At 72.2% G+C, this 25396-nt stretch carries 22 protein-coding genes; 9 read left to right on the top strand and 13 right to left on the bottom strand.

The window, feature by feature from the left end:
- On the bottom strand, positions 1-1033 hold a 1033-nt coding region (locus tag FYW99_RS09690; protein ID WP_190394602.1), incomplete at its 3' end, for a cbb3-type cytochrome c oxidase subunit I.
- Between the two features lie 337 nt (positions 1034-1370).
- On the opposite strand from FYW99_RS09690, the gene FYW99_RS09685 reads away from it, so the two are divergent.
- Both FYW99_RS09685 and FYW99_RS09680 read left to right on the top strand, forming a co-directional pair.
- Positions 1371-1949: a TetR/AcrR family transcriptional regulator gene (locus tag FYW99_RS09685; protein ID WP_150251665.1), complete on the top strand. Its 579-nt coding sequence runs from the start codon at positions 1371-1373 to the stop codon at positions 1947-1949.
- Positions 1950-2137: 188 nt separating this feature from the next.
- The gene (locus FYW99_RS09680) at positions 2138-3028 is read left to right on the top strand and encodes an alpha/beta fold hydrolase (protein ID WP_190394601.1); all 891 of its coding nucleotides are present in this window, start codon (positions 2138-2140) and stop codon (positions 3026-3028) included.
- 407 nt (positions 3029-3435) lie between these two features.
- Here the strand turns inward: FYW99_RS09680 and FYW99_RS09675 are convergent, their stop codons facing one another.
- Together FYW99_RS09675 and FYW99_RS09670 are read right to left on the bottom strand one after the other, a co-directional pair.
- Entirely contained in the window at positions 3436-5028 is a 1593-nt protein-coding gene (locus FYW99_RS09675) for a polysaccharide deacetylase family protein (protein WP_150251664.1), read from the bottom strand.
- 234 nt (positions 5029-5262) lie between these two features.
- Positions 5263-6354 (bottom strand): pyroglutamyl peptidase, encoded by a 1092-nt coding sequence (locus FYW99_RS09670; protein ID WP_150251663.1) that lies wholly within the window; start codon positions 6352-6354, stop codon positions 5263-5265.
- A gap of 196 nt (positions 6355-6550) precedes the next feature.
- On the opposite strand from FYW99_RS09670, the gene amaB reads away from it, so the two are divergent.
- The 3 genes from amaB to FYW99_RS09655 all read left to right on the top strand — a co-directional run bounded on the left by amaB (position 6551) and on the right by FYW99_RS09655 (position 9207).
- The gene (amaB, locus tag FYW99_RS09665) at positions 6551-8101 is read left to right on the top strand and encodes an L-piperidine-6-carboxylate dehydrogenase (RefSeq protein ID WP_150251662.1); all 1551 of its coding nucleotides are present in this window, start codon (positions 6551-6553) and stop codon (positions 8099-8101) included.
- Between the two features lie 145 nt (positions 8102-8246).
- Positions 8247-8714 (top strand): MarR family winged helix-turn-helix transcriptional regulator, encoded by a 468-nt coding sequence (locus FYW99_RS09660; RefSeq protein WP_150251661.1) that lies wholly within the window; start codon positions 8247-8249, stop codon positions 8712-8714.
- Positions 8715-8778: 64 nt separating this feature from the next.
- A complete protein-coding gene (locus FYW99_RS09655) occupies positions 8779-9207 on the top strand; it encodes an organic hydroperoxide resistance protein (RefSeq protein WP_150251660.1) in 429 nt (142 codons plus the stop codon).
- A gap of 396 nt (positions 9208-9603) precedes the next feature.
- Here the strand turns inward: FYW99_RS09655 and FYW99_RS09650 are convergent, their stop codons facing one another.
- From FYW99_RS09650 to FYW99_RS09635, 4 genes are all read right to left on the bottom strand, one after another.
- On the bottom strand, positions 9604-10614 hold the full coding sequence (locus FYW99_RS09650; protein WP_150251659.1) for a hemolysin family protein: 1011 nt from the start codon (positions 10612-10614) through the stop codon (positions 9604-9606).
- Positions 10611-11993, bottom strand: coding sequence for a hemolysin family protein (locus FYW99_RS09645; RefSeq protein ID WP_150251658.1), 1383 nt, complete (start codon positions 11991-11993; stop codon positions 10611-10613). The genes FYW99_RS09650 and FYW99_RS09645 overlap by 4 nt, the downstream gene beginning before the upstream one ends.
- Positions 11994-12232: 239 nt before the next feature.
- Positions 12233-12793, bottom strand: a complete 561-nt coding sequence (locus FYW99_RS09640; RefSeq protein WP_150251657.1) for a TrmH family RNA methyltransferase — start codon at positions 12791-12793, stop codon at positions 12233-12235.
- 123 nt (positions 12794-12916) lie between these two features.
- Positions 12917-13573, bottom strand: coding sequence for a class I SAM-dependent methyltransferase (locus FYW99_RS09635; protein WP_150251656.1), 657 nt, complete (start codon positions 13571-13573; stop codon positions 12917-12919).
- Positions 13574-13713: 140 nt separating this feature from the next.
- On the opposite strand from FYW99_RS09635, the gene FYW99_RS09630 reads away from it, so the two are divergent.
- Together FYW99_RS09630 and FYW99_RS09625 are read left to right on the top strand one after the other, a co-directional pair.
- Positions 13714-14220: a dsRBD fold-containing protein gene (locus FYW99_RS09630; RefSeq protein WP_150251655.1), complete on the top strand. Its 507-nt coding sequence runs from the start codon at positions 13714-13716 to the stop codon at positions 14218-14220.
- Positions 14221-14639: 419 nt separating this feature from the next.
- Positions 14640-15911: an APC family permease gene (locus FYW99_RS09625; RefSeq protein WP_150251654.1), complete on the top strand. Its 1272-nt coding sequence runs from the start codon at positions 14640-14642 to the stop codon at positions 15909-15911.
- Here the strand turns inward: FYW99_RS09625 and FYW99_RS09620 are convergent.
- On the bottom strand, positions 15908-16735 hold the full coding sequence (locus FYW99_RS09620; RefSeq protein ID WP_150251653.1) for a TioE family transcriptional regulator: 828 nt from the start codon (positions 16733-16735) through the stop codon (positions 15908-15910). The two genes, FYW99_RS09625 and FYW99_RS09620, sit on opposite strands and share 4 nt — an antisense overlap.
- Positions 16736-16793: 58 nt before the next feature.
- Between FYW99_RS09620 and FYW99_RS09615 the strand changes: the two genes are divergently transcribed.
- Both FYW99_RS09615 and FYW99_RS09610 read left to right on the top strand, forming a co-directional pair.
- Positions 16794-18047, top strand: a complete 1254-nt coding sequence (locus tag FYW99_RS09615) for an erythromycin esterase family protein (protein ID WP_150251652.1) — start codon at positions 16794-16796, stop codon at positions 18045-18047.
- A gap of 379 nt (positions 18048-18426) precedes the next feature.
- A complete protein-coding gene (locus tag FYW99_RS09610) occupies positions 18427-20454 on the top strand; it encodes a HelD family protein (protein WP_190394600.1) in 2028 nt (675 codons plus the stop codon).
- Between the two features lie 108 nt (positions 20455-20562).
- Here FYW99_RS09610 and FYW99_RS09605 read toward each other — a convergent pair whose 3' ends face one another.
- The 5 genes from FYW99_RS09605 to FYW99_RS09585 all read right to left on the bottom strand — a co-directional run bounded on the left by FYW99_RS09605 (position 20563) and on the right by FYW99_RS09585 (position 25294).
- Positions 20563-21357 (bottom strand): NUDIX hydrolase, encoded by a 795-nt coding sequence (locus FYW99_RS09605; RefSeq protein ID WP_150251651.1) that lies wholly within the window; start codon positions 21355-21357, stop codon positions 20563-20565.
- Complete coding sequence (locus FYW99_RS09600; RefSeq protein ID WP_150251650.1) at positions 21354-22088, bottom strand: HAD family hydrolase; 735 nt, start codon at positions 22086-22088, stop codon at positions 21354-21356. Before FYW99_RS09600 ends, FYW99_RS09605 begins: the two co-directional genes overlap by 4 nt.
- Before the next feature lie 141 nt (positions 22089-22229).
- Positions 22230-23177, bottom strand: a complete 948-nt coding sequence (locus FYW99_RS09595) for a VWA domain-containing protein (protein WP_150251649.1) — start codon at positions 23175-23177, stop codon at positions 22230-22232.
- A gap of 82 nt (positions 23178-23259) precedes the next feature.
- Positions 23260-24228: a DUF58 domain-containing protein gene (locus tag FYW99_RS09590; protein ID WP_150251648.1), complete on the bottom strand. Its 969-nt coding sequence runs from the start codon at positions 24226-24228 to the stop codon at positions 23260-23262.
- 4 nt (positions 24229-24232) lie between these two features.
- Positions 24233-25294: an AAA family ATPase gene (locus FYW99_RS09585; protein WP_061080975.1), complete on the bottom strand. Its 1062-nt coding sequence runs from the start codon at positions 25292-25294 to the stop codon at positions 24233-24235.
- Positions 25295-25396 lie beyond the last annotated feature (102 nt).

The following is a 25396-nucleotide window of genomic DNA, read 5'->3' as shown; positions in this document are numbered from 1 at the left end:
GGCCCCGCCACATGGTGCCGATCCAGTTGAAGAACTTCACCCCGGTCGGGACCGCGATGAGGAAGCTCATGAACGAGAAGAACGGCAGCAGCACCGCACCCGTCGGGAACATGTGGTGCGCCCACACCGTCACCGACAGGCCGGTGATGGCGATGGTCGCCGCCACCAGCCCCTTGTAGCCGAAGATCGGCTTGCGGCTGAACACCGGCAGGATCTCGGTCACGATGCCGAAGAACGGCAGCGCGATGATGTACACCTCGGGGTGGCCGAAGAACCAGAACAGGTGCTGCCACAGGATGGCGCCGCCGTGCTCGGCGTTGAACACCTGCGTACCGACGATGCGGTCCGCGCCCAGCGCGATCAGGGCCGCCGTCAACACGGGGAACGCGATGAGCACCAGCACGCTGGTGAGAATGATGTTCCAGGTGAAGATCGGCATGCGGAACATCGTCATACCGGGCGCGCGCATGCACAGGGCGGTGGTGATGAAGTTGACCGCGCCCAGGATGGTGCCCAGACCCGAGACCACCAGCCCCATGATCCACAGATTGCCCCCCACTCCCGGTGAGTGGACCGCCGAGGACAGCGGCGTGTAGGCGAACCAGCCGAAGCTGGCCGCGCCGCCCGGAGTGAGGAACCCGGCCGCGACGATCAGCCCGCCGAACAGGAACAGGTAGTAGCCGAACAGGTTCATCCTCGGGAACGCCACGTCGGGCGCGCCGATCTGCAACGGCATGATCACGTTGCCGAAACCGACGAACAGCGGCGTCGCGAAGAGCAGCAGCATGATCGTGCCGTGCATGGTGAACAGCTGGTTGAACTCCTCGTTGGACATGATCTGCATGCCCGGGAAGAACAGTTCGGCGCGGATGAGCACCGCCAGGGTTCCGCCGAAGACGAAGAAGGCGAAAGCGGTGATGATGTACATGTACCCGATGACCTTGTGGTCGGTCGAGGTCAGCCAGCTCACGATGAGCGACCCCTTGGGGGCCTTCCCGGAGGTTTCCTCTGCCTCGGTTTTCGCTGGTGCCACTGCTCGTGCCTCCGTGCGGAAGATGGGTGCGGGCGAATGGGAGAAACGAGGCTTTTCCTTTTGGGGGTGGTATGGGAAAGGAATCGTGCAGGCCTCGGGAACGCAACATAGCCCATCGGGTCCGCCGGGGGAGGTGATTGTCTCCAGCGTTTTCTTCATCGGTCGGGTAATGTCCTTTTTGTTCGCGGGAAAGGCGTGACCTCCCCCGCGGCAGCATCCTTGCGACGCCCCGGCCGTGTTCTTCCGGTCGCGCTCCGGACGAGCGCGACGCCTGCGAGGCCCGCGGCCCGCACCGAGCTTTCTTGATCGATCGATCCAGATAGGTTAGGGTGGGGTCATGGCAAGGACCCGGGAGTTCGACACTGAGGCGGCCGTGGGTCGCGCCATGGAGCTGTTCTGGACGCGGGGCTACGAGGCGACCTCGGTGCGCGATCTGACCCAGCGCCTGGAGATCGGGCAGGGGTCCCTGTACGCCGCGTTCGGCGACAAGGACGGCCTGTACCGGGCCGCGCTGGAGCGCTACCGCACCACCCTCGCCGCGAACGCCCTGCGCGATCTGGAGGAGGGGGTGGACGCCCGCGCGGCGATCCGTGCGCTGCTGACGGAGCGGATCCGCATCGCCGTCGAGCACGGCGGCCAGGGCTGCTTCGCCGTCAACGCCGTCTGTGAGCGGCTGCCCCAGGACGCGGCGATCCGGCGTACTGTGCGCGACATGCAGGACGCGAGCCGGGAGGCGCTGGCCGAGGTGCTGGGGGCCGCGATGGAGCGGGGCGAGATCGCGGCGCGGCACGACCCGCACACGGTCGCCGCGTTCCTGGTCACCTTCCTCAATGGCCTGCTGGTCTCCTCCAAGATCACACCGGACGCGCGCACCCTCGAACCCCTCGTGGACGTCGCGCTGAGCACTCTGGACTGAGCTGGGCACTCTGGGCTGAGGGACCCGCGCTCTCGGGCGGACGTTTCTCACGCCCTGAATCTGTAACGATTGTTAAAGAAAGTGGGTGCCCGCTCCGGCCGCGACGACAACGCACCCGTCAGCACCGACGGTCCGAACCGCCTGCCGACCTCATCGACCCACCCACCCAAGACAGGAAGCACCACGTCATGATGTACGACCACACCACCACGCCCCTGCGCACCGGCCGCGCCGCCGTCAACGGAACGAGTCTGCACTACCGGACGGCCGGGGCCGGCCCGGCCGTGGTGCTGCTGCACGGCGTGCCCAAGACCGGTTACCACTGGCGCCACCTCGTCCCGAGGCTGACGCCCCACCACACCGTCGTCGTGCCCGACCTGCGCGGTCTGGGCGACTCCGCCCGACCCGCGGACGGCTACGACTCCGCGACGATGAGCGATGACGTCGCCGAGCTGATGGCCCACCTCGGGCACGGGACCTACGCCGTGATCGGTGAGGACTGGGGAGCGGTGATCGGCTACCAGCTCGCCGCCCGCCACCGCGACCACGCCACCTCCCTGGTCTTCGCCGAGGCGCTGTTCCCCGGCTTCGGCTTCGAGGACCACACAGCCCTCACCACCGAGAACGTCTCCAGCGGCATGCACCTGTGGCACCTGGGCTTCTACTTCCAGCCCGACGTCCCCGAGATGCTGATCGCCGGACACGAACGCGAACTGATCACCTACATGATCAAGAACGAGCGCAGCCACCCCGACACCGCCACCCCCGACGCGATCGAGGAGTACGTGCGCTGCTACTCCATGCCCGGCGGCATCCGCGCGATGCTCGCCGTCTACCGGGCGATGCTCACCGACGCCGGGCAGAACCGGCGGGCCGCACGGCAGAAGCTGGACATCCCGGTCCTGGCGCTCGGCGGCTCCGCCTTCATCGGCGAACGCAACGAGTCCCAGGCGCGGCTCGTGGCCCACCACGTCACCGGACACGTATTCGACGCGGGCCACGACCTCGCGGAGGAGGTACCCGACGAGATGGCCGACGTCGTCCTGCCGTTCCTGGCGGGGGTCGAGTCCGCCAGGTGACGTCGACCGAGTGGCCTGTGTTCTCCGGGGCTTGCGCCACTCCGGTCAGTGGAGGGTCGCTGGGGGCCTAGGGTCTGTTTTTTGAACCGGCCTCAGCTTGTGGGGGTTGGTTCGGGCGCCCACGGGGTTCTGGAGGTGGTGGAGGCGGGTTTCCGTGGGAGAACCGCGCCGTAGGCGTCCGTTGAGGGTGGTGGCGGGCGACGGGTGGGCACGAGCGAACCCGCTGTAGACACCACCCTGCCTGCTCCAACCCGATTCCCGTGCTTCGGGCGCCCGAACACGGGCCGAAGCGAAGCGGAGGTCCCAAAGAACACTGTCTAGCGGTTCCAGGTCCCGCCCCGCCTGGACGATGACCGGTGCGGGGCCTGGAGCACGGCTGTTGAACCGCTGGGCGGCGTGGAGGGCGCTCAGGAGAGCCGTGCGTCGGTGTACACGTCGCCCGACTCCATGCCCTGGTAGCCGAAGATGTCGCTGACCGTCACGAAGTGGTAGCCCTGCCGGTGCAGCCCCGCCAGCACGTCCGGAATCGCCTCCACGGAGGTCTCGTGGATGTCGTGGAAGAGCACCACGCTCCCCGGCACGGTGTTGTCCAGCGCCTCCGAGCTGACGTCCTCGCTGTCGCGGCTCCTCCAGTCCAGCGTGTCCACGTCCCACAGCACCAGGGGCTGCTCCACCGTCTTGCGCACCGTCCCGTTCAGCGACCCGTAGGGCGGCCGGATGGTCAACGGGTCCGTCCCGGTCACCTCGCGCACGGCCGCGTTGGTGCGCTCGATGTCCTTGCGGATCTCGTCGGCCGACATCTTCGCCAGGTCGTCGTGCTTCCAGGTGTGGTTGCCCAGCTCGTGGCCCTCCTCGGCCATGCGCTCCACCGGTGCGGGGAACTCGTCCACGAGCGAGCCCAGCACGTAGAACGTGGCGTGGGCGTCGTACTCGGCCAGGCTGTCCAGCAGCCGGTCGGTGTGCTCGCCGGGTCCGTCGTCGAAGGTCAGCGCCACGCACTTGAGCCGCTGGCAGTCCAGGGTGGGCCCCTGGGCGCTCAGGCCCCCCTCGTCCTCGGAGAGGTCGTCGCCCAGACCGCCCCCGTTCAGAGCCGCCTCCCGGGCCCGGTAGCCCAGCTCGGACAGCAGCCCCTCGACGTCGGCGGCCTCCACCGGAACCAGCACCTCGCTGACCCGGCCCGCGCTGGGCACCTCGTCGGGATCCATGCGCACGGCCAGGCCGCCCGCCGTGCTGAAGGCCAGGTCGCCCAGCGGCGAACCCTCCCAGCGCTCGGCGGCCTCCCGGGCCTGGTCGGGCTCGGACAGGTCGAGCGGCTCAGGCGCCGCGCCCGTCTCCCCGCCGGACCCTCCGCCCGTCTCCCCGTTCGTCGTTTCGCCCTGCCCGTCACCGGCCGCGCCGCCCTCCGGCGCCGCCCGCTCGCCCGAGGCGACCTCGCCGACCAGCCCGGGCAGCTGGCGCTCGGGCAGGTTGTACCCCTTCTCCAGCATGTCGGCCAGGGCCAGGTGGGCCTGCTCGATGGCCTCCTCGTCCCGGAACAGCGACGTCCAGGGCAGCACCTCCTCACTGCCCGCGTCGTACCACAGGGTGCTGGCCTCGAAGGTCTCGTCCCCGCCCGCGGAGGCGGTCGCGGTCAGCCGCGCGCCCACCACCTCCGGTGAGGCGGCGAGGATGGCCGTGTCCTGGCGCAGCTCGGGGGTCCCGTCCTCCGGCAGACCCTCCAGGAAGGCGCTCTGGCGCGCGGCCATGGCGGTGTGCGCCTCCACCGTCAGCGGGTGAGCGCCGCCCAACCGCGGGTAGCGGTAGCTCACCGCGCTGTCGCCGGTGGTCACCGCCACGGTGCGCGACTCCATCCCCGCCAGGTCGTCGGGCGAGGAACGGACCGGCTCGACGTAGGGCAGCTCCTGGTCCACGGCATGGCAGCCGGGGACCAGGAGCAGGCCCACGGCCGCGCTGACGGAGAGTTTGCGTCGTAGTGAGGTGACAGCCACGAGGGGGACCATATCCGAGCCTCTCACCTCAGCGTGAATCGCCTCGCAGGCGTCCGCGCACTCCGGGTGGTCGGTATCCGGTCACGCTCCGTTCACCGGGTGCGCCTTCGGGAGTCCGCCTGTCGCCTCCGGAGAGGACCGGGAGGAGGGCGGCGCCGTGCCACCCCCGGCGCCCGGCGCCGGGCCCCGGTCACGGGGCTTTGCGGACCCGTGCTCGCGCTGTCCGAAACCCCGCCCGGCGGGTCGTCAGCCCTGCGTGGTCTCCTCGGGCTCCGCCGCGTCGGCGGCCACCGCCGCCACGATCCGCCGGACCTGCGCCAGGACCGCGGCGTTCTCCCGCGGGGAGGCCACCTTGGGCAGGTGCACGTGCCCGGCCGCGATCCGCCGTCCCGCCCGGTCCCGCAGCAGCGTGTTGCGGTAGGCGATCTCGTTGGACAGGTAGTCCCCGCCGCCACCGCGGCGCGCCGCCGACCCCTCCGTGGGGCCGTCCGGGCGCACCACCGTCCCGCGGCCGTCCGGCGCGGCCTCGGCCACCTCGGTGTTGACCACCACCGGGTAGGGCTCCTCCCGCACCGCTGCCAGGATCCGTTCGTGGGGCAGCGAGGAGAGCGTCCACTCCGGGGCGTCGGGCCCCGGCACCGGCGCCCGGCCCGTACGCGACACCCGCAGGTTGTCCTCGCCCCCGCCGCGCCAGACGCCGTTCCACACCTCCAGGTCGAAGCGGTCCGGCCGCCCGCGGCTGAGCGTGACCACCGCGTCCGCGCGCCGGTGCTGCTCCGCCAGCGCCTCCTCCACCAGCCCGGCGTCGAAGTCCGCCCAGCGCACCGGGAACACCGCGGTGCGCACCACGGCCGTGCGCCCGCCCACGGGGAACGTCCACCCGTTCAGGTCCAGCGCCGCCGCGCCGGACGGGTTGGAGCACGCCGGGTCCTCGTCCAGGCGGAAGGGGTCGAAGCCGGTCACGACCACCCGCACCCACCGGTCGCCCGGCGGGAAGTCGAGGTCGGCGATGCCGCGCGATCCCGTCTCCAGCAGGTGCAGCAGGTCGGCGCGCTCGGCGTCGGAGAGGGCGAAGCCCGGCCGCCAGGAGCGCAGCCGGGCCGAGAGCACCAGCCGCGCCCAGTACAGGGGGCGGTCGTCGGAGCCGTCGCGGGCGGCCTCCGTCCACAGCCGGGAGGCGTGCGCGGCGACCGCCTCCCGTGCCTGGGCGAGGTCGGCGCTCGCCCGCAGGTCGGCGCTGAACAGGGGCTCGGCGGCGCTGAAACCGGAGCGGGTCAGGACCAGACGGGGCTCGGTGAGACCGGCGCGGTCCTCTTCGGGAGTGGTGTGGTGGTGCACGGGGATCGCTGTCTGTCTCAGGGGCGTGGGAGGGCCGCGGGGGGAGGGGCCAGCCGAGTCTAACGCCGCCCGCGACCGCCCCGGGGGCAGGGAAACCGGTGCGCCCGGCGAACGAGACGCGGGGGCTGGACCGGCGGGGTCGGACTTGGCAAGGTGTGAGGTGACCGCCCGTTCCTCTCAACGGAGAGAGCAGCACATGCCGACTTCCGCCCTCCCCACCACCACCTCCCTCGCCGACCGCGCGCGGGCCGCCCTGGACCGGTGCCGCGTCGACGCGCCCCGGGAACCGGCCGGGGCCCGCGGCGCGGCGAGGTCGCCCATCACCGGCCAGGACCTCTTCCCCCTGGGCCACGAGTCCGCAGGCGACGTCGAACAAGCCGTCACCACGGCCCAGGAGACCTTCTCCTCCACCTGGCGCGACACCCCCGCCCCGGTGCGCGGCCAGGTCGTCCACAGGCTCGGTGAGCTGCTGCGCGCGCACAAGGCCGACCTGGCCGAGCTGGTGACCATCGAGGCGGGCAAGATCCGCTCCGAGGCCCTGGGCGAGGTCCAGGAGATGATCGACATCTGCGACCTGGCCGTGGGCCTGTCCCGGCAGCTGTACGGGCGCACGATGCCCTCCGAGCGGCCCGGTCACCGGCTCATGGAGACCTGGCACCCCTTGGGCGTGGTCGGCGTGATCACCGCGTTCAACTTCCCGGTCGCGGTGTGGTCGTGGAACACGTGCGTGGCCCTGGTGTGCGGCAACACCGTGGTGTGGAAGCCCTCGGAGCTGACCCCCCTCACCGCGCTGGCCTGCCACGGCCTGCTCATGCGCGCGGCGGAGGAGGTCGGCGCGCCCGCCCAGGGCCTGCACCGGGTCGTGCTGGGCGGCCGCGAGATCGGCCAGGCCCTGGCCGACGACCCCCGGGTGGCCCTGCTGTCGGCCACCGGCTCGACCGCCATGGGCCGCGAGGTGGCGCCCAGGGTGGCCGCCCGCATGGGCCGCTACCTGCTGGAACTGGGCGGCAACAACGCGGCCGTGGTCGCCCCGTCCGCCGACCTGGACCTGGTGGTGCGCGGCAGCGTCTTCTCCGCCGCGGGCACCGCGGGCCAGCGCTGCACGACGCTGCGCCGCCTCATCGTGCACGAGGACGTGGTCGAGGAGGTCACCCGGCGGGTCGTGGACGCCTACAAGCAGCTGCGCGACCGCGTCGGCGACCCCTTCGAGGAGTCGACGCTGGTGGGGCCGCTGGTGGGCGAGCGCGGGTACGCCGCGATGCGCTCGGCGCTGGAGCGGGCCGCGGCCGAGGGCGGCGAGGTGCTGGTGGGCGGCGCCCGGGTCCTGGAGGAGGAGGCCGCCGACGCCTACTACGTCGAGCCCGCGGTGGTGCGCATGCCCGGCCAGACCGCCGTCGTGCGGGAGGAGACCTTCGCTCCGGTCCTGTACGTGATGCCCTACCGCACGCTGGAGGAGGCGGTGGAGCTGCACAACGGCGTGCCCCAGGGACTGTCGTCGTCGATCTTCACCCAGGACCAGTCCGAGGCCGAGCGGTTCCTGTCCGCGGCCGGTTCCGACTGCGGGATCGTCAACGTCAACATCGGCACCTCCGGAGCGGAGATCGGCGGCGCCTTCGGCGGCGAGAAGGACACCGGAGGCGGCCGCGAGTCGGGTTCGGACTCCTGGAAGGCCTACATGCGCCGGGCGACCAACACGGTCAACTACGGCGGCGGGCTGCCGCTGGCCCAGGGCGTGAGCTTCCTCTGAGGAGTCCGGTGGCCGCGCCCGGCCGGGCGCGGCCACCGGCCCCCGCGTGACGCACCAAAAAAGTTGCGCACGATCATGTTGCGTGCAACTGATTTCTGTTACGGTGGTGCCGACCGAACGGCCCGCACGCGCAGGAGGGAACACCGTGGCCGAAGAGCAAGGGGAGAACCCCCTCGCCCTGGACAACCAGCTGTGCTTCTCCCTCTACGCGGCCTCCCGGGCCATGACCGGGCTCTACCGGGAACTGCTGGGGGACCTGGAACTGACCTACCCCCAGTACCTGGTCATGCTCGTGCTCTGGGAGCGCGGCACGCTCACCGTCAAGGAACTCAGCCGGGCCCTGCACCTGGACTCGGGCACGCTCTCGCCGCTGCTGCGCCGCCTGGAGTGCGCCGGACTCCTGACCCGCGAACGCAGCGCCACCGACGAGCGCGTCGTCGAGGTCTCGGCCACCCCGAAGGGCGACGAACTGCGCGCACGCGCCGAGGAGGTCCCCGAACGGGTCCTGTGCTCGGCCGGACTGCCCCGGGAGCGGGCCCAGGAGTTGCAGGAGGCGCTCGGTCTGCTCACGCGTTCGGTGGAGACCGCCTCCCGCAGGCGCAGCCCGTGCTGAACGGGGCCGCGGACCTTCGCCGGACCACCATCGATCCCACCCACCACGAACGAAAGAGGCAACCATGGCCTACGACGTGATGTACACCGCCAACGCCACCGTCACCGGTGAGGGCCGCAAGGGCACCGCCAGGACCGACGACCGCCGCCTGGAGGTCGACCTGTCCGTACCCAAGGGCATGGGCGGCGACGACGGCCCCGGCACCAACCCCGAGCAGCTCTTCGCCGTCGGCTACGGCGCCTGCTTCCACGGCGCCCTCAAGGCCGTCGCCCGCAAGGAGAAGATCGACGTCGACGGCTCCACCATCGAAGCCCAGGTCAGCCTGGGCAAGGCCGACGACGGCATGACCCTGGCCGTGGCGCTCACCGTCACCATCCCGGACGTGGACCAGGCCAAGGCCGAGGAGCTGGTCGAGGGCGCGCACCAGATGTGCCCCTACTCCCGCGCCACCCGCGGCAACATCGAGGTGACCCTGACGGCCAAGACCGCCTAGGCGACACCTCTACGGGGCTCCGCCGCCCCGCGAAGGGGGGAGGGCGCGCACCGCGCCCTCCCCCCTTCGCGTGTCCGCGCACCCGGGCGTTCGTGTTCGGGCCGCGCGGCGGGCCCCCTCAGGCCGGGGACCGTGGGACCGCCCCCGACCCGGAACGCTTCTTGTGCACGCGGGTGCACACGGCGCGTGCGGGACCATCGGTCACCTCGGACGGAACGGCCCTCCGTGCCCTGAGACCCGGGCCCGCGGCTTCGCGTCCCTTCGCGTCGGTCAACGGCACCCGGTGTCACGGAGCGGCGGAGGCCGGGCGTGGGACCCCCGCGAGGACCACCGGGGCCCGCGACGCACGAGGGGCCGGGAGGGGGACGTGCCCCTCCCGGCCCCTCACGGCCCCGGTCAGGCGGCCGTGTCCAGCAGCAGCAGGCGGTCCAGGATGTCCTGGAGGGTGACCAGTCCGATCACCTCGCCGTCCGACTCCACCAGGGACAGGTGGCTGCGGCTCTCCCGCATGATGCCCATCGCCGCGTACATCGGCGTCTCCGAGGCCAGGGTGAGCACCGGCCGCATCAGGTCGGCCGCGGTGGTCCCCTCCGGGCTCGTCAGCGCCTCGCGCACGTGCAGCACGCCCACGGGCTCCTCCCCGTCCATCACCACCAGGCGCAGGTGCGTGGTCTCCCGCGACACCTGCTTGATGTCGTCCACCGTCGAGTCCGGGGACACCGACGCGATCTCCCCGCGCGGCGTGACGATCTCGTTCAGCGGACGGGAGTTGACCTCCAGCGCGGTGGCCAGCTGGGCGCGGCGCTCGGGGTCGAGCGCACCGGCCTTGGCCGAGTGCTCCACCAGTTCGCGCACGTCGTCGGGGCCGTGCCCGGCCGACATCTCGTCCACCGCCTCCACACCCAGCCGGTGCAGGCACCAGTTGGCCATGCCGTTGAGCATCAGCAGCAGCGGACGGGTGAACCACATGAACGCCCGCATCGGCACGGCCAGCATGATCGCCGACTTCTCCGGGTGCGAGATCGCCCAGGACTTGGGCGCCATCTCACCCACCACCAGGTGCAGGAAGGTCACCACGATCAGCGACAGCACGAAGGAGACCACGTAGCCGACCGCCGCCGGCAGGCCGCCGAACAGCGGCTCCAGCAGGTGGTGGACGGCGGGCTTGGAGATCGCGCCCAGCGCCAGGGCGCACAGGGTGATCCCCAGCTGGGACCCGGCCAGCAGCAGCGACAGGTCGCGGGCGCTCCTGACCGCGGCCCGCGCCGCGAAGCTGGACTCGGCGGCCTCCTCCAGCCGGTAGCGGCGCGCGGCCACCAGGGCGAACTCGATCGCCACGAAGAAGGCGCTCAGCACGATGATCACCGCGGTCAGCGCGAGCGCCACCCACACGTTCATGTCACTCATGCCGACGCCTCCTGCGACTCGTTGTCCTGGGCCTCGTGCAGCCGCAGCTCCACGGTGTGCGGAACGTGTCTCTGCACCGCGCTGACGACCATGGTCAGCCCCATGTCGGGGTCCTCGTCGTGCGCGCTGGGCGGACGGGGCAGGGCGATGGAGACCGTGTCACCGGCCTCGGGGAGCCGGTGCAGCTCGTGCACGACCAGGCCGCCCAGGGTCTCGTAGTCCCCCTCGGGCAGGTCGTGGCCGAGCAGCCGCTCGACCTCGTCGATGTGCAGAGCGCCCGGGACCAGGTAGGAGCCCTCGCCCTCCAGGTAGGAGGGAGACTCCTCCGCGGGGCTGTGCTCGTCGGCGATCTCGCCGACCAGCTCCTCGGCCAGGTCCTCGGTCGTGATGACCCCGGCCAGGCCGCCGTACTCGTCCACCACGCAGGCGAACTCCTCGCCCGCCTCGCGCAGCTGGTCCAGCGCGGAGGGCAGCGGCAGCGACGCGGGAAGCATCACGGTCCGCCTGGCCACCTCGCTGACCTTGGTCTGGGCCAGGTCGTGGTCGCCCAGCGCGAGCACGTCGCGCAGGCAGATGACGCCGACGATGTCGTCCACGCCGTCACCCAGCACGGGGAAGCGCGAGTGGTCGGAGGCCATCAGCTCCACGACCCGGCTGACCGGGTCGCCCTCCTCCACCGTGGTCACCTCGGGGCGGGGGATCATGGCGTGCCCCGCGGTGCGCTCGTGGAAGTCCAGGGTGCGGTCCAGCAGGGTGGACAGCTCCGGGGGCAGGTCACCGCTGGCCTTGGACTCGGCGATGATGCTCTCCAGGTCGCGCGCGGTCGCCGCGTGCTGGACGTCTTCCACCGGTTCGATCCGTACCGCCTTGAGCAGCAGGATCGCCGCCTGGTCGAACAGCCAGATGACCGGGCCGAAGATCTTCAGGTAGATCCCCGTGGACAGCGCCAGCCAGCGCGCCACCGGCTCGGGCCGGGCGATGGCCAGGTTCTTGGGGAAGAGCTCTCCGAAGACCATCTGCACGACGGTGGAGAACAACAGGGCCAGGGCGATGCCGACGGCCACGCCCACCCCGGTGGGGACCCCGGCGAGGCCGAGCAGCTCGCCGACGCCCTCGCCGATCATGGGCTCGGCCACGTAACCCACCAGCAGGGCGGTCACGGTGATGCCCAGCTGGGCACCGGAGAGCATGAAGGACGTTCGGTTGGTGATGCCCAGGGCCCTCTCGGCCCCGGCGTCGCCGGCCGCGGCCTTCGCTCGCAGTCGCGAGCGGTCCACGGCCATGTAGCCGAACTCCTGGGCGACGAAGTAACCCGTCGCCACGGTGATCAGGAAGACCACCACGACCCCGAAGGCGATACTGAGGATGGTGCTCATCATCGGGCACGCACCGCCTGGTTCCGCTTCGGGCTCGGACTCCTACGAGGGTGCGCACCCTTCATAGAAGGGGGCTCGTCGTCTGTGTCACAGCATCCGTTCAGGATGCTGCCGGTACTTCGGGACGGGTCCACTGTTCCTCTCTCTGCGCCTTTTGCGCGTTGTGGTGATATGGAACTACTGGGGTTAAAGACGATCGGCCTGGGGCGATTGTTCCCCGGAGGCCGGTGTTTGCGGGACGATCAGCTCCCGGCGGGGGCGTCGGCCTCCCCACCGAGCCCGGCCCACTCCCGGCGGCGGGCCTCGGCGAGCGCGATCGCGGTGGCCACGGCCACGTTGAGCGATCCCACCCGTCCGATCTGCGGCACGTAGGTGACGGCGTCCGCGCCCGCCAGCAGGGCGGGGGAGCAGCCGTGGTCCTCGGCGCCCACGGCCAGGCACACGTCGGGCTCCAGGGGAGCCGCGTGCAGCGGGAGCGCGCCGGAGGCCAGCTCGACCGCGACCACCCGGTACCCGTCCGCGCGTGCGGCGGCCAGAGCGTCGGCGGTGGAGGCCATCCGGGTGTGCTCGACCTTGGCGGCGGTGCCCAGGGCGGTCTTGCCGACCTTGGGATCGTCCGGGTCGGCGCTGTTTCCGGTCAACCAGAGCCGGTCGACACCGAAGGTCGCAGCCGTGCGCAGGATCGAGCCCAGGTTGTAGGGCTGGGTGACCGATTCGACGAGAAGGGCGAGTCGCCCCTCGGTGCGCCTGCGCCACTGGCGGTTCAGGCGTTTGACGTCCGTGGGACGCAACTGCGTGCTCAACTGCGGTGTTTTCCTCGGCGGGTGTTCCCGGGCTGGTCCCGGAGGCCATCTGTTCGCCACAGAGTACAGGTCACCGTGCGTGGGCGCACGCATGACCCGTGACACATCGCGGCAAAAGCCGCGTCAAGCCACGGAACGCCGCACCGCGAGCACCCGGAAACCCGCCCGGGAGGACACCCGCTCGGCGGGCAGCCCCTGCTCCTCCAGCCACTTCTGCAACGAGTCCGAACCCAGGTGGCGATGGACCACGAGATGGGCTACGCCCTCGGGTGTGAGCCGCCCCAGCCACGTGCGCAGCATGGAGTGCAGCACGCCCTTGCCGACCCGGATGGGCGGGTTGGACCACACCGCGTCGAAGGGTCCCAGCAGGTCCTCGGCGGCGGCCGTGCCCTCCTCGGCCGGGTCCTGTTCCACAGACAGCCCGCCCTCGGCTCCCACCACCGCGAACCGCGCGTTGCCCAGCCCGTGCTCGGCGGCGTTGCGCCGCGCCAGCCCCACGGCCCGCGCGTTGACGTCCACGCCCAGCACCCGTGCCCCCGGCGCCCGCGAGGCCATCGTCAGGGCGATGGGACCGTAGCCGCACCCCAGGTCGAGCAGGCGCCCGCCCTCGGGCGGCGCCGGGACCGACTCCAGCAGCACCCGCGTGCCGAGGTCGACCTTGTCGGGGGAGAACACGCCCCGGTCGGTGCGCAGCCGCAGGTGCAGGTCCGGCAGGACCAGGTCGGCGGTGGAGGGGCGGCTGGCGGCGCCCGGATCGGAGTCGAAGTAGTGCTGAGCCACGCCGTGACGCTACCAGGGGCGGCCCCGACCACGGCACACGGCAAAAACCTCCCAGCCCCACGCCAACAAAGGACCAACCCCGGCGCCCCCAGGCGCCGCAGTGCCGAAGATGGAGGTATCCGACGTTTGCGGGGGAATCCATGCGAGCACACGTAGGGGACCGGTTGGTGGTCGAGAGCCCGTGCGCCGAAGCCCACCGCAGGACGGGCGTCGTCACCGGGGTCGGGGGGTCCGGCGGGGCGCCTCCGTACCGGGTGCACTGGGCCCACTCCGAACAGGGCCACGACGACCTGGTCTACCCGGGGCCGGACGCGCACATCGAACACCCGCCCGGCGGCACGGGCGCGAACGCAGAGGGGGCCGATGCCATGCAGACGACGAAGCGCTGGAACGTCGACGTCGTCGTCGCCGAGGAGAGCGAGGGCGACAGCGCACGCACCTGGGCAGAGGTCGGCCTGGTCGCCGACGACGGGACGGCGCTGCGGGGACACGGGATGGCCCGCAAGCACCCCACGGACCTGGACATCCCCGAGATCGGCGAGGAGCTCGCGGTCTCGCGCGCCCTGTCCGACCTCTCGCGCCAGCTCCGCCAGGTCGCGGCCGAGGACATCACCGACAACACCGGAACGCCCTGGCGCCCCACCTGATCCGGTGGCGGCCCCGCGGCCGACCGCGGGGGACCAGGAGCGGGCGCGGGCCCGGACCGGACAGCCGGTCCGGGCCCGCAGCGCTGCGCCGGGGCGGCCCGCGCCACCGCGTGGACACCGTACGGACCGGTACCGGCCACCTTCGTCATGGCGGGACTGCTCCCGGTGGTCACCGGGATCGGGCACACTCGGAAGTCGGACACGACCACCGCCCCGGCGGTGTGGGGACGCCCCGGCCCCCGAAGGGTCGGGACCTCCGTCGTGTCCGGTCAGGCCGCGACGGGGAAGGGTGCGCCAGCCGGGCACACGAGGTCCGCCGTCACGTCCCGAGGTACCGCTGTGCTTTTACCGGAGGCGTCCGGGGAAGGGAGCGTTGCCGCCCGGCGCGAGCCGGGAGTACTCACGCAAGGGAGACCCCGTTGACCACCTCCTCCTCCGGCCCCCAGGCCAGACCCGCCCGCGTCCTGGGCACCGTCGACGCCGTCGCCATCGGCGCGGGCGCGATGCTCGGCGCCGGGGTGTTCACCGTCTTCGCCCCGGCCGCGCTCGGCGCGGGCGCCTGGCTGCCCGTGGCCATCCTCATCGCGGGGATCGTCGCCTACTGCAACGCCGTCTCCTCGGCCAGGCTCGCCGCCCGCCACCCCGAGTCCGGCGGCGCCTACGTCTACGGCCGCGAGCGCCTGGGCGAGCTGTGGGGCTACCTGGCGGGCTGGTCCTTCGTGGTCGGCAAGACCGCCTCCTGCGCGGCCATGGCGCTGACCTTCGGCGCCTACCTCCTCCCCGGCTGGGAGAAGGCCCTGGCGGTGGCCACCGTCGTCGCGCTCACCGCGCTCAACTACCGCGGGATCCAGCGCTCCACGCTGGTGATCAAGATCCTGCTGGCCGCGGTCCTGGCGGTCCTGGCCGCCGTGTGCGTGGCCATGCTCCTCAGCGGACGCCTGGCCGCCGTCGCCCAGGTGGAGGGCCTGGGGCCCTGGCCCGGCTCCTTCGGCGTGCTCGGCGCCTCCGGGATGATCTTCTTCGCCTTCGCCGGATACGCCAGGGTGGCCACCCTGGGCGGCGAGGTCCGCGACCCCCAGACCACCATCCCCCGCGCCGTCAACATCTCCCTGGGCGGCGTACTGGTGCTCTACCTGGTCATCGGTACCGGGCTGCTGATCGTGCTGGGCCGCGAGCGCCTGTCCACCACCGACACCCCGATGGTCGACGCCGTCCGGGTGGCCGGGTTCGACTGGCTGGCCCCCGTGGTGGTCGTGGGCGCGGCCGTGGCCAGCCTGGGCGCCCTGCTCTCCCTCATCCTCGGGGTCTCGCGCACCACCGCCGCGATGGCCGCCGACGGGCACCTGCCCCGCTCCCTGGCCTCGGTCCACGAGCGCCACGGGGTACCCCACCGCGCCGAGCTGCTGGTCGGCGCCGTCGTCATCGCCCTGGTCCTGGTCACCGACCTGCGCGGCGCGATCGCCTTCTCCGCCTTCGGCGTGCTGGTGTACTACGCCATCACCAACGCCTCGGCGCTGCGGCTGGGCCCCGACGAGCCCCGCCCGCCGCTGCTGGTCCCGCTGACCGGGCTGGGCGGCTGCGTCGTGCTGGCGTGCAGCCTGCCGCTGCCCACGGTCATCACCGGCATGGCGGTCCTGGCGGCGGGAGCCGGGCTGTGGTGGCTGCGCGAGCGCTTCGACCTGCGCTTCTAGCCGGTTCCGCGTTCGCGCAGGTACGCCTCCAGCTCGGCGGCCCCGGCCAGCATCGCCCGCCCGCGCGCGGACAGCCGGGCGCGCCAGTCGCGCAGCGCGCCCTCCAACGGCTCCAGTCCGCCGGCCGAGCGCACCTGGACGATCAGCGGAGCGATCTGCTCCAGCGGGTAACCGCCCCGCCTGAGCTGGTGGACCAGAAGGGCGTCGCGCACGTCGGCCCCGCCGTAGACGCGGTACCCGGTCCGCGGGTCACGGCGCGGGCGCACCAGCCCGGCGCGCTCCCAGGAGCGCAGCGTCGCGGGCCGGATGCCGAGCCTGCCCGCCAGCGGCCCGATGAACGTACCGCCGGGCTCCGCCGCCGCGGCCGCCCCGGCCTCGCCGCCGGTCCGGGTGGGCGGCGCCGCCCCGGCCCGCCCACCGGATCCGGCCCGCCCACCGGATCCGGCCCGCCCACCGGGTTCGGGCGGCGCGCCCGACTCCAGTCCCCGCAGGGCGACCTCCACGGCCCGCAGGGTCCGCCGGTCGTCCAGGAGCTGGGCGTGGCCCTCGTCGATGAGCCGGAACGCCTCCTCGGCCCCGTCCCCGTTCACCGCCCGCATGATCGAGGACGCCGCCCGGTGGCCGTGTCCGGGCACCAGGGCCAGGAACGCGCGCAGGGCCTGCGCGTGCAGCGGGGTGTAGGTGCGGTAGCCGTGGCGCGTGCGCTCGGCCGCCGGAAGGATGCCTTCCTCCTCGTAGTTCCTGACCGCCTGCGTGGACAGGCCGTGCCCGCGTGCCAGGTCGATCGGCCTGAGACGACCACCGCTTTGAAGGTTCTTAGCCATATCCCCGCCGCTGTACCGAAAAAGTCTCAACCGTTACTTCAACGATACCGTTGAGGGCATGGTTACTGGCACCAAGGACACCGCACACACCTTCGAGGCCGCCGCCGTCATGGGGCTGCTCCCGGCCCGCCCGCGTCTGCTCGCCCTGGGCGAGCCCACCCACGGCGAGGACGCCCTGCTCGACCTGCGCAACGAACTCTTCCGCCGGCTCGTGGAGCGGGAGGGCTACCGGACGATCGCCGTCGAGAGCGACTGCCTGGCGGGCCTGGTCGTGGACGAGTACGTCACCTCGGGCACGGGCACCCTCGACGAGGCCATGGAGCACGGGTTCAGCCACGGGTTCGGCGCGTCGGCGGCCAACCGCGAACTCGTTCGCTGGATGCGCGCCCACAACGACGGCAGGCCCGCCGCCGAACAGGTGCGCTTCGCCGGTTTCGACGGCCCGCTGGAGATGACCGGCGCCCAGAGCCCCCGGCGGGCCCTGAGCGCGCTCCACGACTACCTCGCGCGCTGGGTGGAGGCGGACCAGCTCCCGTGCGACTCCCGGACGCTGGAGCGCCTGCTCGGCGACGACGAGCGGTGGACCAACCCCGACGCGATGCTGGACCCGGCCGAGTCCGTGGGGCGTTCGGACGAGGTCCGGGAGCTGCGCATGCTCGCCGACGACCTGGCGGCGCTGCTCGACGCGCACACGCCGCGCCTGGTCTCGGCGACCTCGCGCGAGGACTGGGACCGGGCGCGCCTGTACGCGCGCACCGCCACCGGCCTGCTGCGCTACCACTTCTGGATGGCCGACACCTCCTCGCGTCGCATGACGCGGCTGGAGGAGGTGGGGATGACGGTCGACACCTCGCCGAGCCGCATGACGCGGCTGCTGGGCCTGCGTGACCAGATGATGGCCGACAACCTCTTCGCCCTCGCCGAGCGGGGGCCGGTGCTGGTCCACGCCCACAACGCCCACCTCCAGCGCGGCACGAGCACGATGCGCATGGGCGGACCGCCGTTGGACTGGTGGGGCGCCGGGGCGATCGTGGGCGCCCGCCTGGGGGAGGAGTACGCCTTCCTGGCCACGGCCCTGGGCACGATCCGGCACCGGGGCGTGGACACCCCGCCCCCGGACACCGTCGAGGGCGTCCTGTACGCGCTCGGGGAGGAGCGCTGCGTGGTCGACGCGCCCCGGCTGGCCGCCGCCCTCGGCGGCACGCGCCCCGCCCCCCGCGTGTCCCCCTGGTTCGGCTACGCCCCGCTCGACCCGGCCCGCCTGGCCGACAGCGACGGGATCGTGTTCGTCAGGGACCTCCCGCCGAGCTGACGCCGACACTGCGCGTACGGGCCGCCGGGCGAAGCGACCAGATGCCCCCGGCAGTGAGTTCGGTGGCGCCGGTCGCCCCGCCGGGGTATTCACCCTTTTCCCGAGCACGACAAAACATCGCCGGCGTCCAAGGGCGGGCTCGCCCATAAGGAAGTCGGACATCGGGAGCGCGATCAGCGACATGCGGAACGGCGGAACGAATGACACGCCGTACGGTCAGCCGTCACGGACCCAGTCGTAGGGGCATGGTTTCACCAGGCAAGTCAAGACTTATCCTCAAGGGTCTTCGGCTGTATGGTGTGGCTCGAATCGAAGGAGCTCCCTGTTGTCGAGGATGGATGATCCCGCCGTGCGCGCGGTTGAATCGGAGCGGCATTATGTGTCCTCCTTGTATGAGTTGCTCACCGAACGGATTGCCGAGGCGCGAGCACACCGGGAGGATATTCTGAAGGCCCCGGCGGAAAGCGCCGGTGAGGCATATGAGAGAGAAATCGCTGCCGAGCGTCTGGCCAAGAAGGCCGACCGGCTGGAGGGCGCCGAAAAGGGGCTGGTCTTCGGGCGCGTCGACCGGACGGACGGCACGGCCCTGCACATCGGGCGGATCGGACTGCGCACGGAGGAGGATGACATGCCTCCGCTCGTGGACTGGCGCGCGAACGCGGCGCGGCCCTTCTACGAGGCGACACCGGCCCACCCGATGGACCTGCGGCGACGCCGGCACCTGCGCCTCAAGGAGCGCACGGTCATCTCGGTGAGCGACGAACTGCTGGACGGGACCGACCCGACCGACGAGGACGTCGTGGGGGACGGCCCGTTGACCGAGGCCCTGTCGGCACGGCGTACGGGCAGGATGCACGCGGCCGTCGCGACGCTCCAGGCCGAGCAGGACGAGATCGTCCGCTCCGCCCACCGCGGGGTGACCGTGGTGCAGGGCGGTCCCGGCACCGGCAAGACGGTGGTCGCCCTGCACCGGGCGGCCTACGTCCTGTACGCGTTCCCGCGTGCCGCGGAGGAGGGCGTCCTGGTGGTGGGCCCGAACGCCCGGTTCCTCGACTACATCTCCCAGGTCCTTCCCTCGCTCGGAGAGAACGACGTCGTTCTGACGACCTGCCGGGAACTGGCCGGAGTGCCCACGGACGCGGTGGACCCGTTCGGTACGGCGCGCCTCAAGGGCGGCTCCGACCTCGCCGACGCCCTGGCCGGCCTGCTGCGCGTCCGCCAAGCCCCCGCCGGCGACTTCGCCGTGCGGGTCGGACAGGAACTGGTTCGCCTGTCCGGCGAACAGGTCGCCACGGCACGCGACGCCGCCCTGGCAGCCGCACCGGGGCACAACCCCGCGCGCCAGGTGTTCAGGGAGCTCTTGGTCGACGCCGTCACCGACGCGATGCGACAGGACATGGGCGACATCCTGGAGCGGATCGACGCCGACGCCACCAGGATGACGGGCATGGACCTCGACCGGTTCACGGGAGCCACCCAGCGCCGTGCCGAAGGCGCGGCCGACTCGGGTCCGGCCCACGAGCTGGACCTGGACGCCATCCGAGCCGACCTCCTCGACGACGCCGGCGTCGACCGAGCGGTCGAGGCGTTGTGGCCGCGGCTGGTACCCGGTGACCTCGTGAAGGCGCTCCTGACGAACGCCGACGCTCTCGCCGAGCACCTGCCCCGCCTGACCGCGCAGGAGCGGTCCCTTCTGCTGCGCGGTCCGGACGACCCGTGGACCGACGCCGATGCGCCGCTGCTGGACGAGGCGGCGAGCCTGGTCGACGGACCTCCTGGGCGGACGTACGGGCACGTCGTCGTCGACGAGGCGCAGGAACTGACCGCCATGCAGTGGCGGATGATCGTCCGCCGCTGCCCGGCGAGGGCGATGACGCTGGTGGGCGACTTCGCCCAGGCGGGCCCGGCCGCGGCAGCACGCGACTGGAAGGAGGCGCTGAGCCCCCACGTCGGACCACGGTTCGCACTGCACGACCTGACCGTCAGCTACCGCACCACCCAGGAGATCCTGGAGAGCGTCCGGGACCTGCTCATGCGGATCGCCCCGGACCAGAAGCCCACACGGTCACTGCGAAGCGGTGAGAGCCCCCGCACCGTGACCGCCGCTCCGGACGGGCTGGTCACCGCCCTCCGTCAGGAGCTGCGCGCCCAGAGCAGCGCGCACCCGGGCGAGCTTCTGGGAGTGGTCTGCGCGGACACCAGGGTGAGCGAGCTGACGGCCCAGGGCATCGCTCACCACGCGCGCATCGTGCCGGCGTCCGAAGCACGCGGCCTGGAATTCGACGGGGTCGTCGTCATGAACCCCGAGGAGATCATCACGGCCCGCCCCGGTGGGGAGAGGGACTTGTACGTAGCCCTGACCCGGGCCACCAAGCGCCTCTGCACCATCACCGTCCAGCCCGCCTGACGGGACTTCGGCGCCCGCGTCGTCGCCGGGGGACGCACCGGGCGCGGTACGGACACCGTCCCGCCCGCGCCCGGGGAACGACGAACGGGCAAGGCGCGTGTGGGCCCGTCAGCCCTCGTCCTCGGCCGCCTCGGGGGCCCGGTGTCGGCCCCGGCCCAGGTACGCCAGGCCGCGCCGGGCCGTGGTGGACAGCCGCAGCCCGGCGACCTCACCGGGGGCGAACCAGCGCGCGTCGGCGGTCGAGCCGTCCTCCTCCAGCACCCGGGCCGGGCACGGGTCGGACACCAGGACGCGGAAGAAGGCCCACACCGCGTAGATGTCGTGGCCGCCGGAGCCCTCACGGCGGTGGCTGGACACGGTGACCAGTTCCCCGACCAGGCCGTCCTGGCCGGTCTCCTCGGTCACCTCGCGGCGCAGCGCGGACCGCACATCCTCGCCCGCGTCCACGCCGCCGCCCGGCAGGTGCCAGGTCCCGGCGCCGGGGAACCCCTCGGCGATCAGGCTCAGCAGCACGTTCCCGCCGGGGTCGGTGACGATCCCGTAGGAGGCGAACCGGCGCAGCGGCGTCAGCCCGTTCCCGGGCGGGGCCTCCTCCTCGGCCAGTTCGGCGGGGGAGGGCCGCAGACCGGTGCCTCCGGCGGAGGGCCAGAACACCTCCGCCCCGGCCTCGGCGAACACCACCCGGTCGATGTGCAGCGGGCCGCCGTCGGGCGCGGACGCCAACTCGGTGAGTACGTCCAGCGCGCGCAGGGGAGCGTCCGGTGCCAGACCGCCCAGACCGCGGACCACCTCCGCGGGGTCCTGGCCGAACAGCACGCGCGCCCCGAGCACCGCGGGCGCACCGGCGGTGACCAGGTGCGCGGTGACGCGCCGCCCCGGAAGGCCCCGGGAGGCGGCGGTCACAGCGATCCGGCTGCGGGGGCCGCGCTGGGCAGGCCCACCAGGCGCAGCAGTTCGTCCAGGTTGGCGATGGTGGTCACCGACTCGAAGCGCTGGTGGCCCCGGCGGTCGATCATGATCGGGCGCATGCTCGCGGCGGCGGCGCCCACGCCGTCGGCCTGGATCTGGTCCCCCACGTGCCAGCACGCGGTGGGGTCCACGCCCAGGCGCTGGGCGGCGGTGTGGAAGATGCGCGGATCCGGCTTGCCCGTTCCGACCGTGTCGGTGCACACCACGGCGTGGAAGTAGGGGGCCAGCTCCATGGACTGGAGCTTGGCGTGCTGGAGGGACTCGATGCCGTTGGTGACCACGGCCAGGCGGTATCCGGCCGAGGCCAGCGCGTTCAGCGCCGGGATCGCGTCGGGGAAGACCTGCCACGCGGAGCGGTGGGCCTCCAGGTAGAGCCGGTACAGCTCGTCGCAGTGCTGGTCGGCGATGTCGGTGTGACCGGCCTGGACGGCCAGGGCCCGGATGCGCTCGCGGCGCTGCTGCTCCAGGCTCAGGCGTCCGCGCAGGTAGGAACCGAAGGAGATCTCGGTCTGCACGTCCCACAGACTGCGGGCGGCCCCGAAGTCCGGGTGGCCGAGCCGTTCCATGACCGCGCGGAGTCCCGTGGACGACGCGGCGAGATCGTCGATCAGGGTGTCGTCCAGGTCAAAGCAGATCGCCGTCGGCACTGCGGGTGTGTTCGGCATCGTTCCTCAAGTGATGGGCAGGACAAAACATGCCAACGCTAACCCGTGGACATAACAGGAACGGTGTAAACCCCACCTAAAGGTATGTGTCCCACGTCACCCGAGCCTGTTCGGAGGGGCCCGCGAACCCCTCCTCACGACTCACGGAAGACGCTGGAACCACAGGAGTGACGTCACCGCGGTGGCCATCGCCAACACGATCGCCACCAGCACGAAACGTGTGACGATTTCCTCGTGCACCAGCTCGGTGCCCAGCGACGAACCGATGTCCTCGTAGACGTCGTCCAGCTCCGTCTCGCTCTCCGCCTCGTAGAAGTGCCCCCCGGTGTCCGAGGCCAGACCGCGCAGCGCCTCCTTGTCGATGTCGGCGGGCACCTGGTAGCCGTCGATCTCGATCATCGCCGCGCCCGTGCCGAACGCGATCGTGGACACCGGCACCTCCTGCTCGGCCGCCACCGCCACGGCCTGCGAGATGTCGCGGCCGCTCGTGTTCTCCCCGTCCGAGAGCAGCACGATCGCCGACGGCGGCGGGTCCACGTCGGCGTCCTCGTCGAAACTGCTGATCGACTCCAGCGAGGCGAACACCCCCTCGCCGATCGCCGTGCCCGGACCCAGCTGGAGGTTCTGGATCGACCCGATCACCGCCTGGTGGTCGTGGGTGGGGGAGGAGACCACCGTCGCCGTCGAGGAGAAGGCCACCAGACCCACGTTGAACCGGTCCGGCAGCGTCTCCACGAACCCCTGAGCCGATTTCTTGGCCGCCTCCAGCCGGTTGGGGTCGATGTCGTTGGCCGCCATCGACAGCGACACGTCCACCGCCACCATGATCGTCGCCCGCTCGCGCGGTTGCTGCACCGGCATCGCGGGCAGCGCCATCGAGGCGATCAGCACCCCGATCGCCATCGTGAACAGCACCGCCGGCACGTGCCTGCGCACGTCCGGTCGGTGCGGCGCCACCTGGTCCAGCAGCGCCAGGTTGGTGAAGCGCATCGTGTACTCGCGCCGCCGGGTCTGCGCGAACACGTACGCGGCGACCAGTACGACGACGAGGAGCAGCCACCACAACCGCTGGGGCTCCAGGAAGGTCATGACTCAGTCCCCCGTGCCTCGGCTCTGTCCCGCGGGCCCGCGCCCGCGCCCTCGTTCGGTTCCTCGGTGGGGCCCGCCGCGCTCACCGGGGCGTCCCCGGAGTGTGGCGGGCCAGGTGGTGCGCGGTCCGCCTCTGGTGGCGGACGAACCGTGCCGTATCCAGTACCCAGTCCCGGTCCGTCCTTAGCACCAGGTGGTGCACCCCGCACCGACGCAGCGTGTCGCGCACCGCACGGCGCTGCCCCTCGGCCGCCTGGCGGTAGCGCTCGCGCACCGCCCGCGTCAGCCGCACGTCGCGCACCATGCCCGTGCGGGGGTCGCGCAGCGTCACGTCGCCCACCTCGGGCACGTCCAGCTCGCGCGGATCGACCACCTCCACCACCAGCACCTGGTGGCGCGAGGCCAGCTGGCGCAGGGGGCGCTCCCAGGTGACCTCGCCGCCGAAGGCGGGGGTGTCCAGGAAGTCGGAGACCACCACGCGCAGGCCGCGCCGGCGGCGCACCCGCACCAGGTCGCCGATCGCGTCGGCCAGGGTAGCCCGGTGCGGAGAGGGCTCGCGCTCGTCACCGGTCGGTGCCGCGGCCACCGTGGCCAGCAGCGCCAGCAGCGCCTCCTTGCCCGAACGCGCGGGCCAGCGCCGGATCGTGCCCTGGTGCAGGAAGTGGGCGCCGAAGCGGTCCCCCACCCGCTGGGTGAGGAGGTTGGCCGCGACCATCGCCCCGACCGCCACCTCGCGCTTGGAGCGCAGGCCCGTGCCGAAGTCCATGCTCGGGGACAGGTCCAGCAGGGTCCAGCTCTCCAGCTCGCGGTCGGCCACCAGGTCGCGCACGTGCGGGGTGTCGGTGCGCGCGGTCACCGACCAGTCCATGAGCCGCACGTCGTCCTCGCCCGGCTGGTAGAGGCGCGCCTCGGCCGCCTCCGAACCGGGACCCAGGCGCAGACCGAGGTGCTCACCGTGCAGCAGCCCCTCCAGGCGGTGCACGATGCGCAGGTCCAGGCGGCGCAGCGCGGCGCGCAGCCTGGGGTCGGTACCGATGGCGGGTGCGTTCACCGGCTCACCTCGCGGAGGCGAAGGAGGCGGTCTCCCCGCTGGGCGGCTCGTCCCAGATCACCCGCGGCGCCAGCACGGTCGACAGGATGCGGTCCACCACCTGCTCGGCGGTGATCCCGTCGGCCAGGGCGTCGAAGGTCAGCACCAGGCGGTGGGCGATGACGTCGTGGGCGAGCACCCGCACGTCGTCGGGGAGCACGTAGTCGCGCCCGCGCAGCAGGGCCAGGGCCCGCGCGGCCGAGACCAGGCCCAGGGTGGCACGGGGGCTGGCCCCCATCTCCAGCACCTGGCGCAGGTCCGGCATCTGGTGGTTCTCCGGCTCGCGCGTGGCCATGACCAGCCGCACCACGTAGTCGGCGATGAGCTGGTGGACGTGGACGCGCTGGGCGTCGGACTGCAACTCGCTCAGCGTGACGGGGTCGAGCACCTGGTGCGCGGTGGGCGGGGTGGTCGACATCCGGCGCAGGATCTCCATCTCCTCGTGCGCGCGCGGGTGGCGGACGTTGACCTTCATCAGGAACCGGTCGCGCTGGGCCTCGGGCAGCGGGTACACGCCCTCGGACTCGACCGGGTTCTGTGTGGCGATGACGATGAACGGGGAGGGGAGGGGGTGGGTGGTCCCCCCGAGGGACACCTGCCGCTCGGCCATGACCTCCAGCAGGGCCGACTGCACCTTGGCCGGGGCCCGGTTGATCTCGTCGGCGAGCACGAAGTTGGCGAAGACCGGCCCCAGCTCCACATCGAACTGCTCGGTGGAGGGATGGTAGATGCGCGTGCCGACGATGTCGGAGGGCACCAGGTCCGGGGTGAACTGCACGCGGGCGAACGAGCCCCCCGTGACCTTGGCCAGCGTGGACACCGCCAGGGTCTTGGCGATGCCGGGCACGCCCTCGATCAGGCAGTGCCCTCCCGCGACCAGGGCGATGAGGGAGCGCTCCACCATGCGCTCCTGGCCCACGATCACCCGGGACACCTCGTGCAGCGCGGCGCGCAGCAACCGGGTCGGTTCACCCGGAGTGCTGTCCGGGCCCGCGGAGGGCGCTGAGCCGTTTCCGCTCTCTGCCATGTGCCGCCTTCCTAGCAGGGAGCCCCGACGCGGGGGCACCGGATAGGTTGTGGATCACTCACCTGTGGTGACACTACCCGTTTCGCGGGCACCAGTCCGGTA

It is taken from the genome of Nocardiopsis deserti (assembly GCF_008638355.1).
In the GTDB taxonomy this organism is placed as follows: Bacteria; Actinomycetota; Actinomycetes; order Streptosporangiales; family Streptosporangiaceae; genus Nocardiopsis; species Nocardiopsis alborubida.
Note: the sequence above shows the minus strand (reverse complement) of the source record. Positions and strands in the feature narration are given on the sequence as shown.

What these genes read in the sequence shown, in the direction of transcription:
- FYW99_RS09620 (WP_150251653.1), bottom strand. Translation starts at nt 16,735, where the DNA reads ATGGCTAAGAACCTTCAAAGCGGTGGTCGTCTCAGGCCGATCGACCTG.
- FYW99_RS09655 (WP_150251660.1), top strand. Translation starts at nt 8,779, where the DNA reads ATGGCCTACGACGTGATGTACACCGCCAACGCCACCGTCACCGGTGAG.
- FYW99_RS09645 (WP_150251658.1), bottom strand. Translation starts at nt 11,993, where the DNA reads ATGATGAGCACCATCCTCAGTATCGCCTTCGGGGTCGTGGTGGTCTTC.
- FYW99_RS09595 (WP_150251649.1), bottom strand. Translation starts at nt 23,177, where the DNA reads ATGACCTTCCTGGAGCCCCAGCGGTTGTGGTGGCTGCTCCTCGTCGTC.
- FYW99_RS09615 (WP_150251652.1), top strand. Translation starts at nt 16,794, where the DNA reads ATGGTTACTGGCACCAAGGACACCGCACACACCTTCGAGGCCGCCGCC.
- FYW99_RS09680 (WP_190394601.1), top strand. Translation starts at nt 2,138, where the DNA reads ATGATGTACGACCACACCACCACGCCCCTGCGCACCGGCCGCGCCGCC.
- amaB (WP_150251662.1), top strand. Translation starts at nt 6,551, where the DNA reads ATGCCGACTTCCGCCCTCCCCACCACCACCTCCCTCGCCGACCGCGCG.
- FYW99_RS09650 (WP_150251659.1), bottom strand. Translation starts at nt 10,614, where the DNA reads ATGAGTGACATGAACGTGTGGGTGGCGCTCGCGCTGACCGCGGTGATC.
- FYW99_RS09600 (WP_150251650.1), bottom strand. Translation starts at nt 22,088, where the DNA reads ATGCCGAACACACCCGCAGTGCCGACGGCGATCTGCTTTGACCTGGAC.
- FYW99_RS09675 (WP_150251664.1), bottom strand. Translation starts at nt 5,028, where the DNA reads ATGGTCCCCCTCGTGGCTGTCACCTCACTACGACGCAAACTCTCCGTC.
- FYW99_RS09585 (WP_061080975.1), bottom strand. Translation starts at nt 25,294, where the DNA reads ATGGCAGAGAGCGGAAACGGCTCAGCGCCCTCCGCGGGCCCGGACAGC.
- FYW99_RS09685 (WP_150251665.1), top strand. Translation starts at nt 1,371, where the DNA reads ATGGCAAGGACCCGGGAGTTCGACACTGAGGCGGCCGTGGGTCGCGCC.
- FYW99_RS09630 (WP_150251655.1), top strand. Translation starts at nt 13,714, where the DNA reads ATGCGAGCACACGTAGGGGACCGGTTGGTGGTCGAGAGCCCGTGCGCC.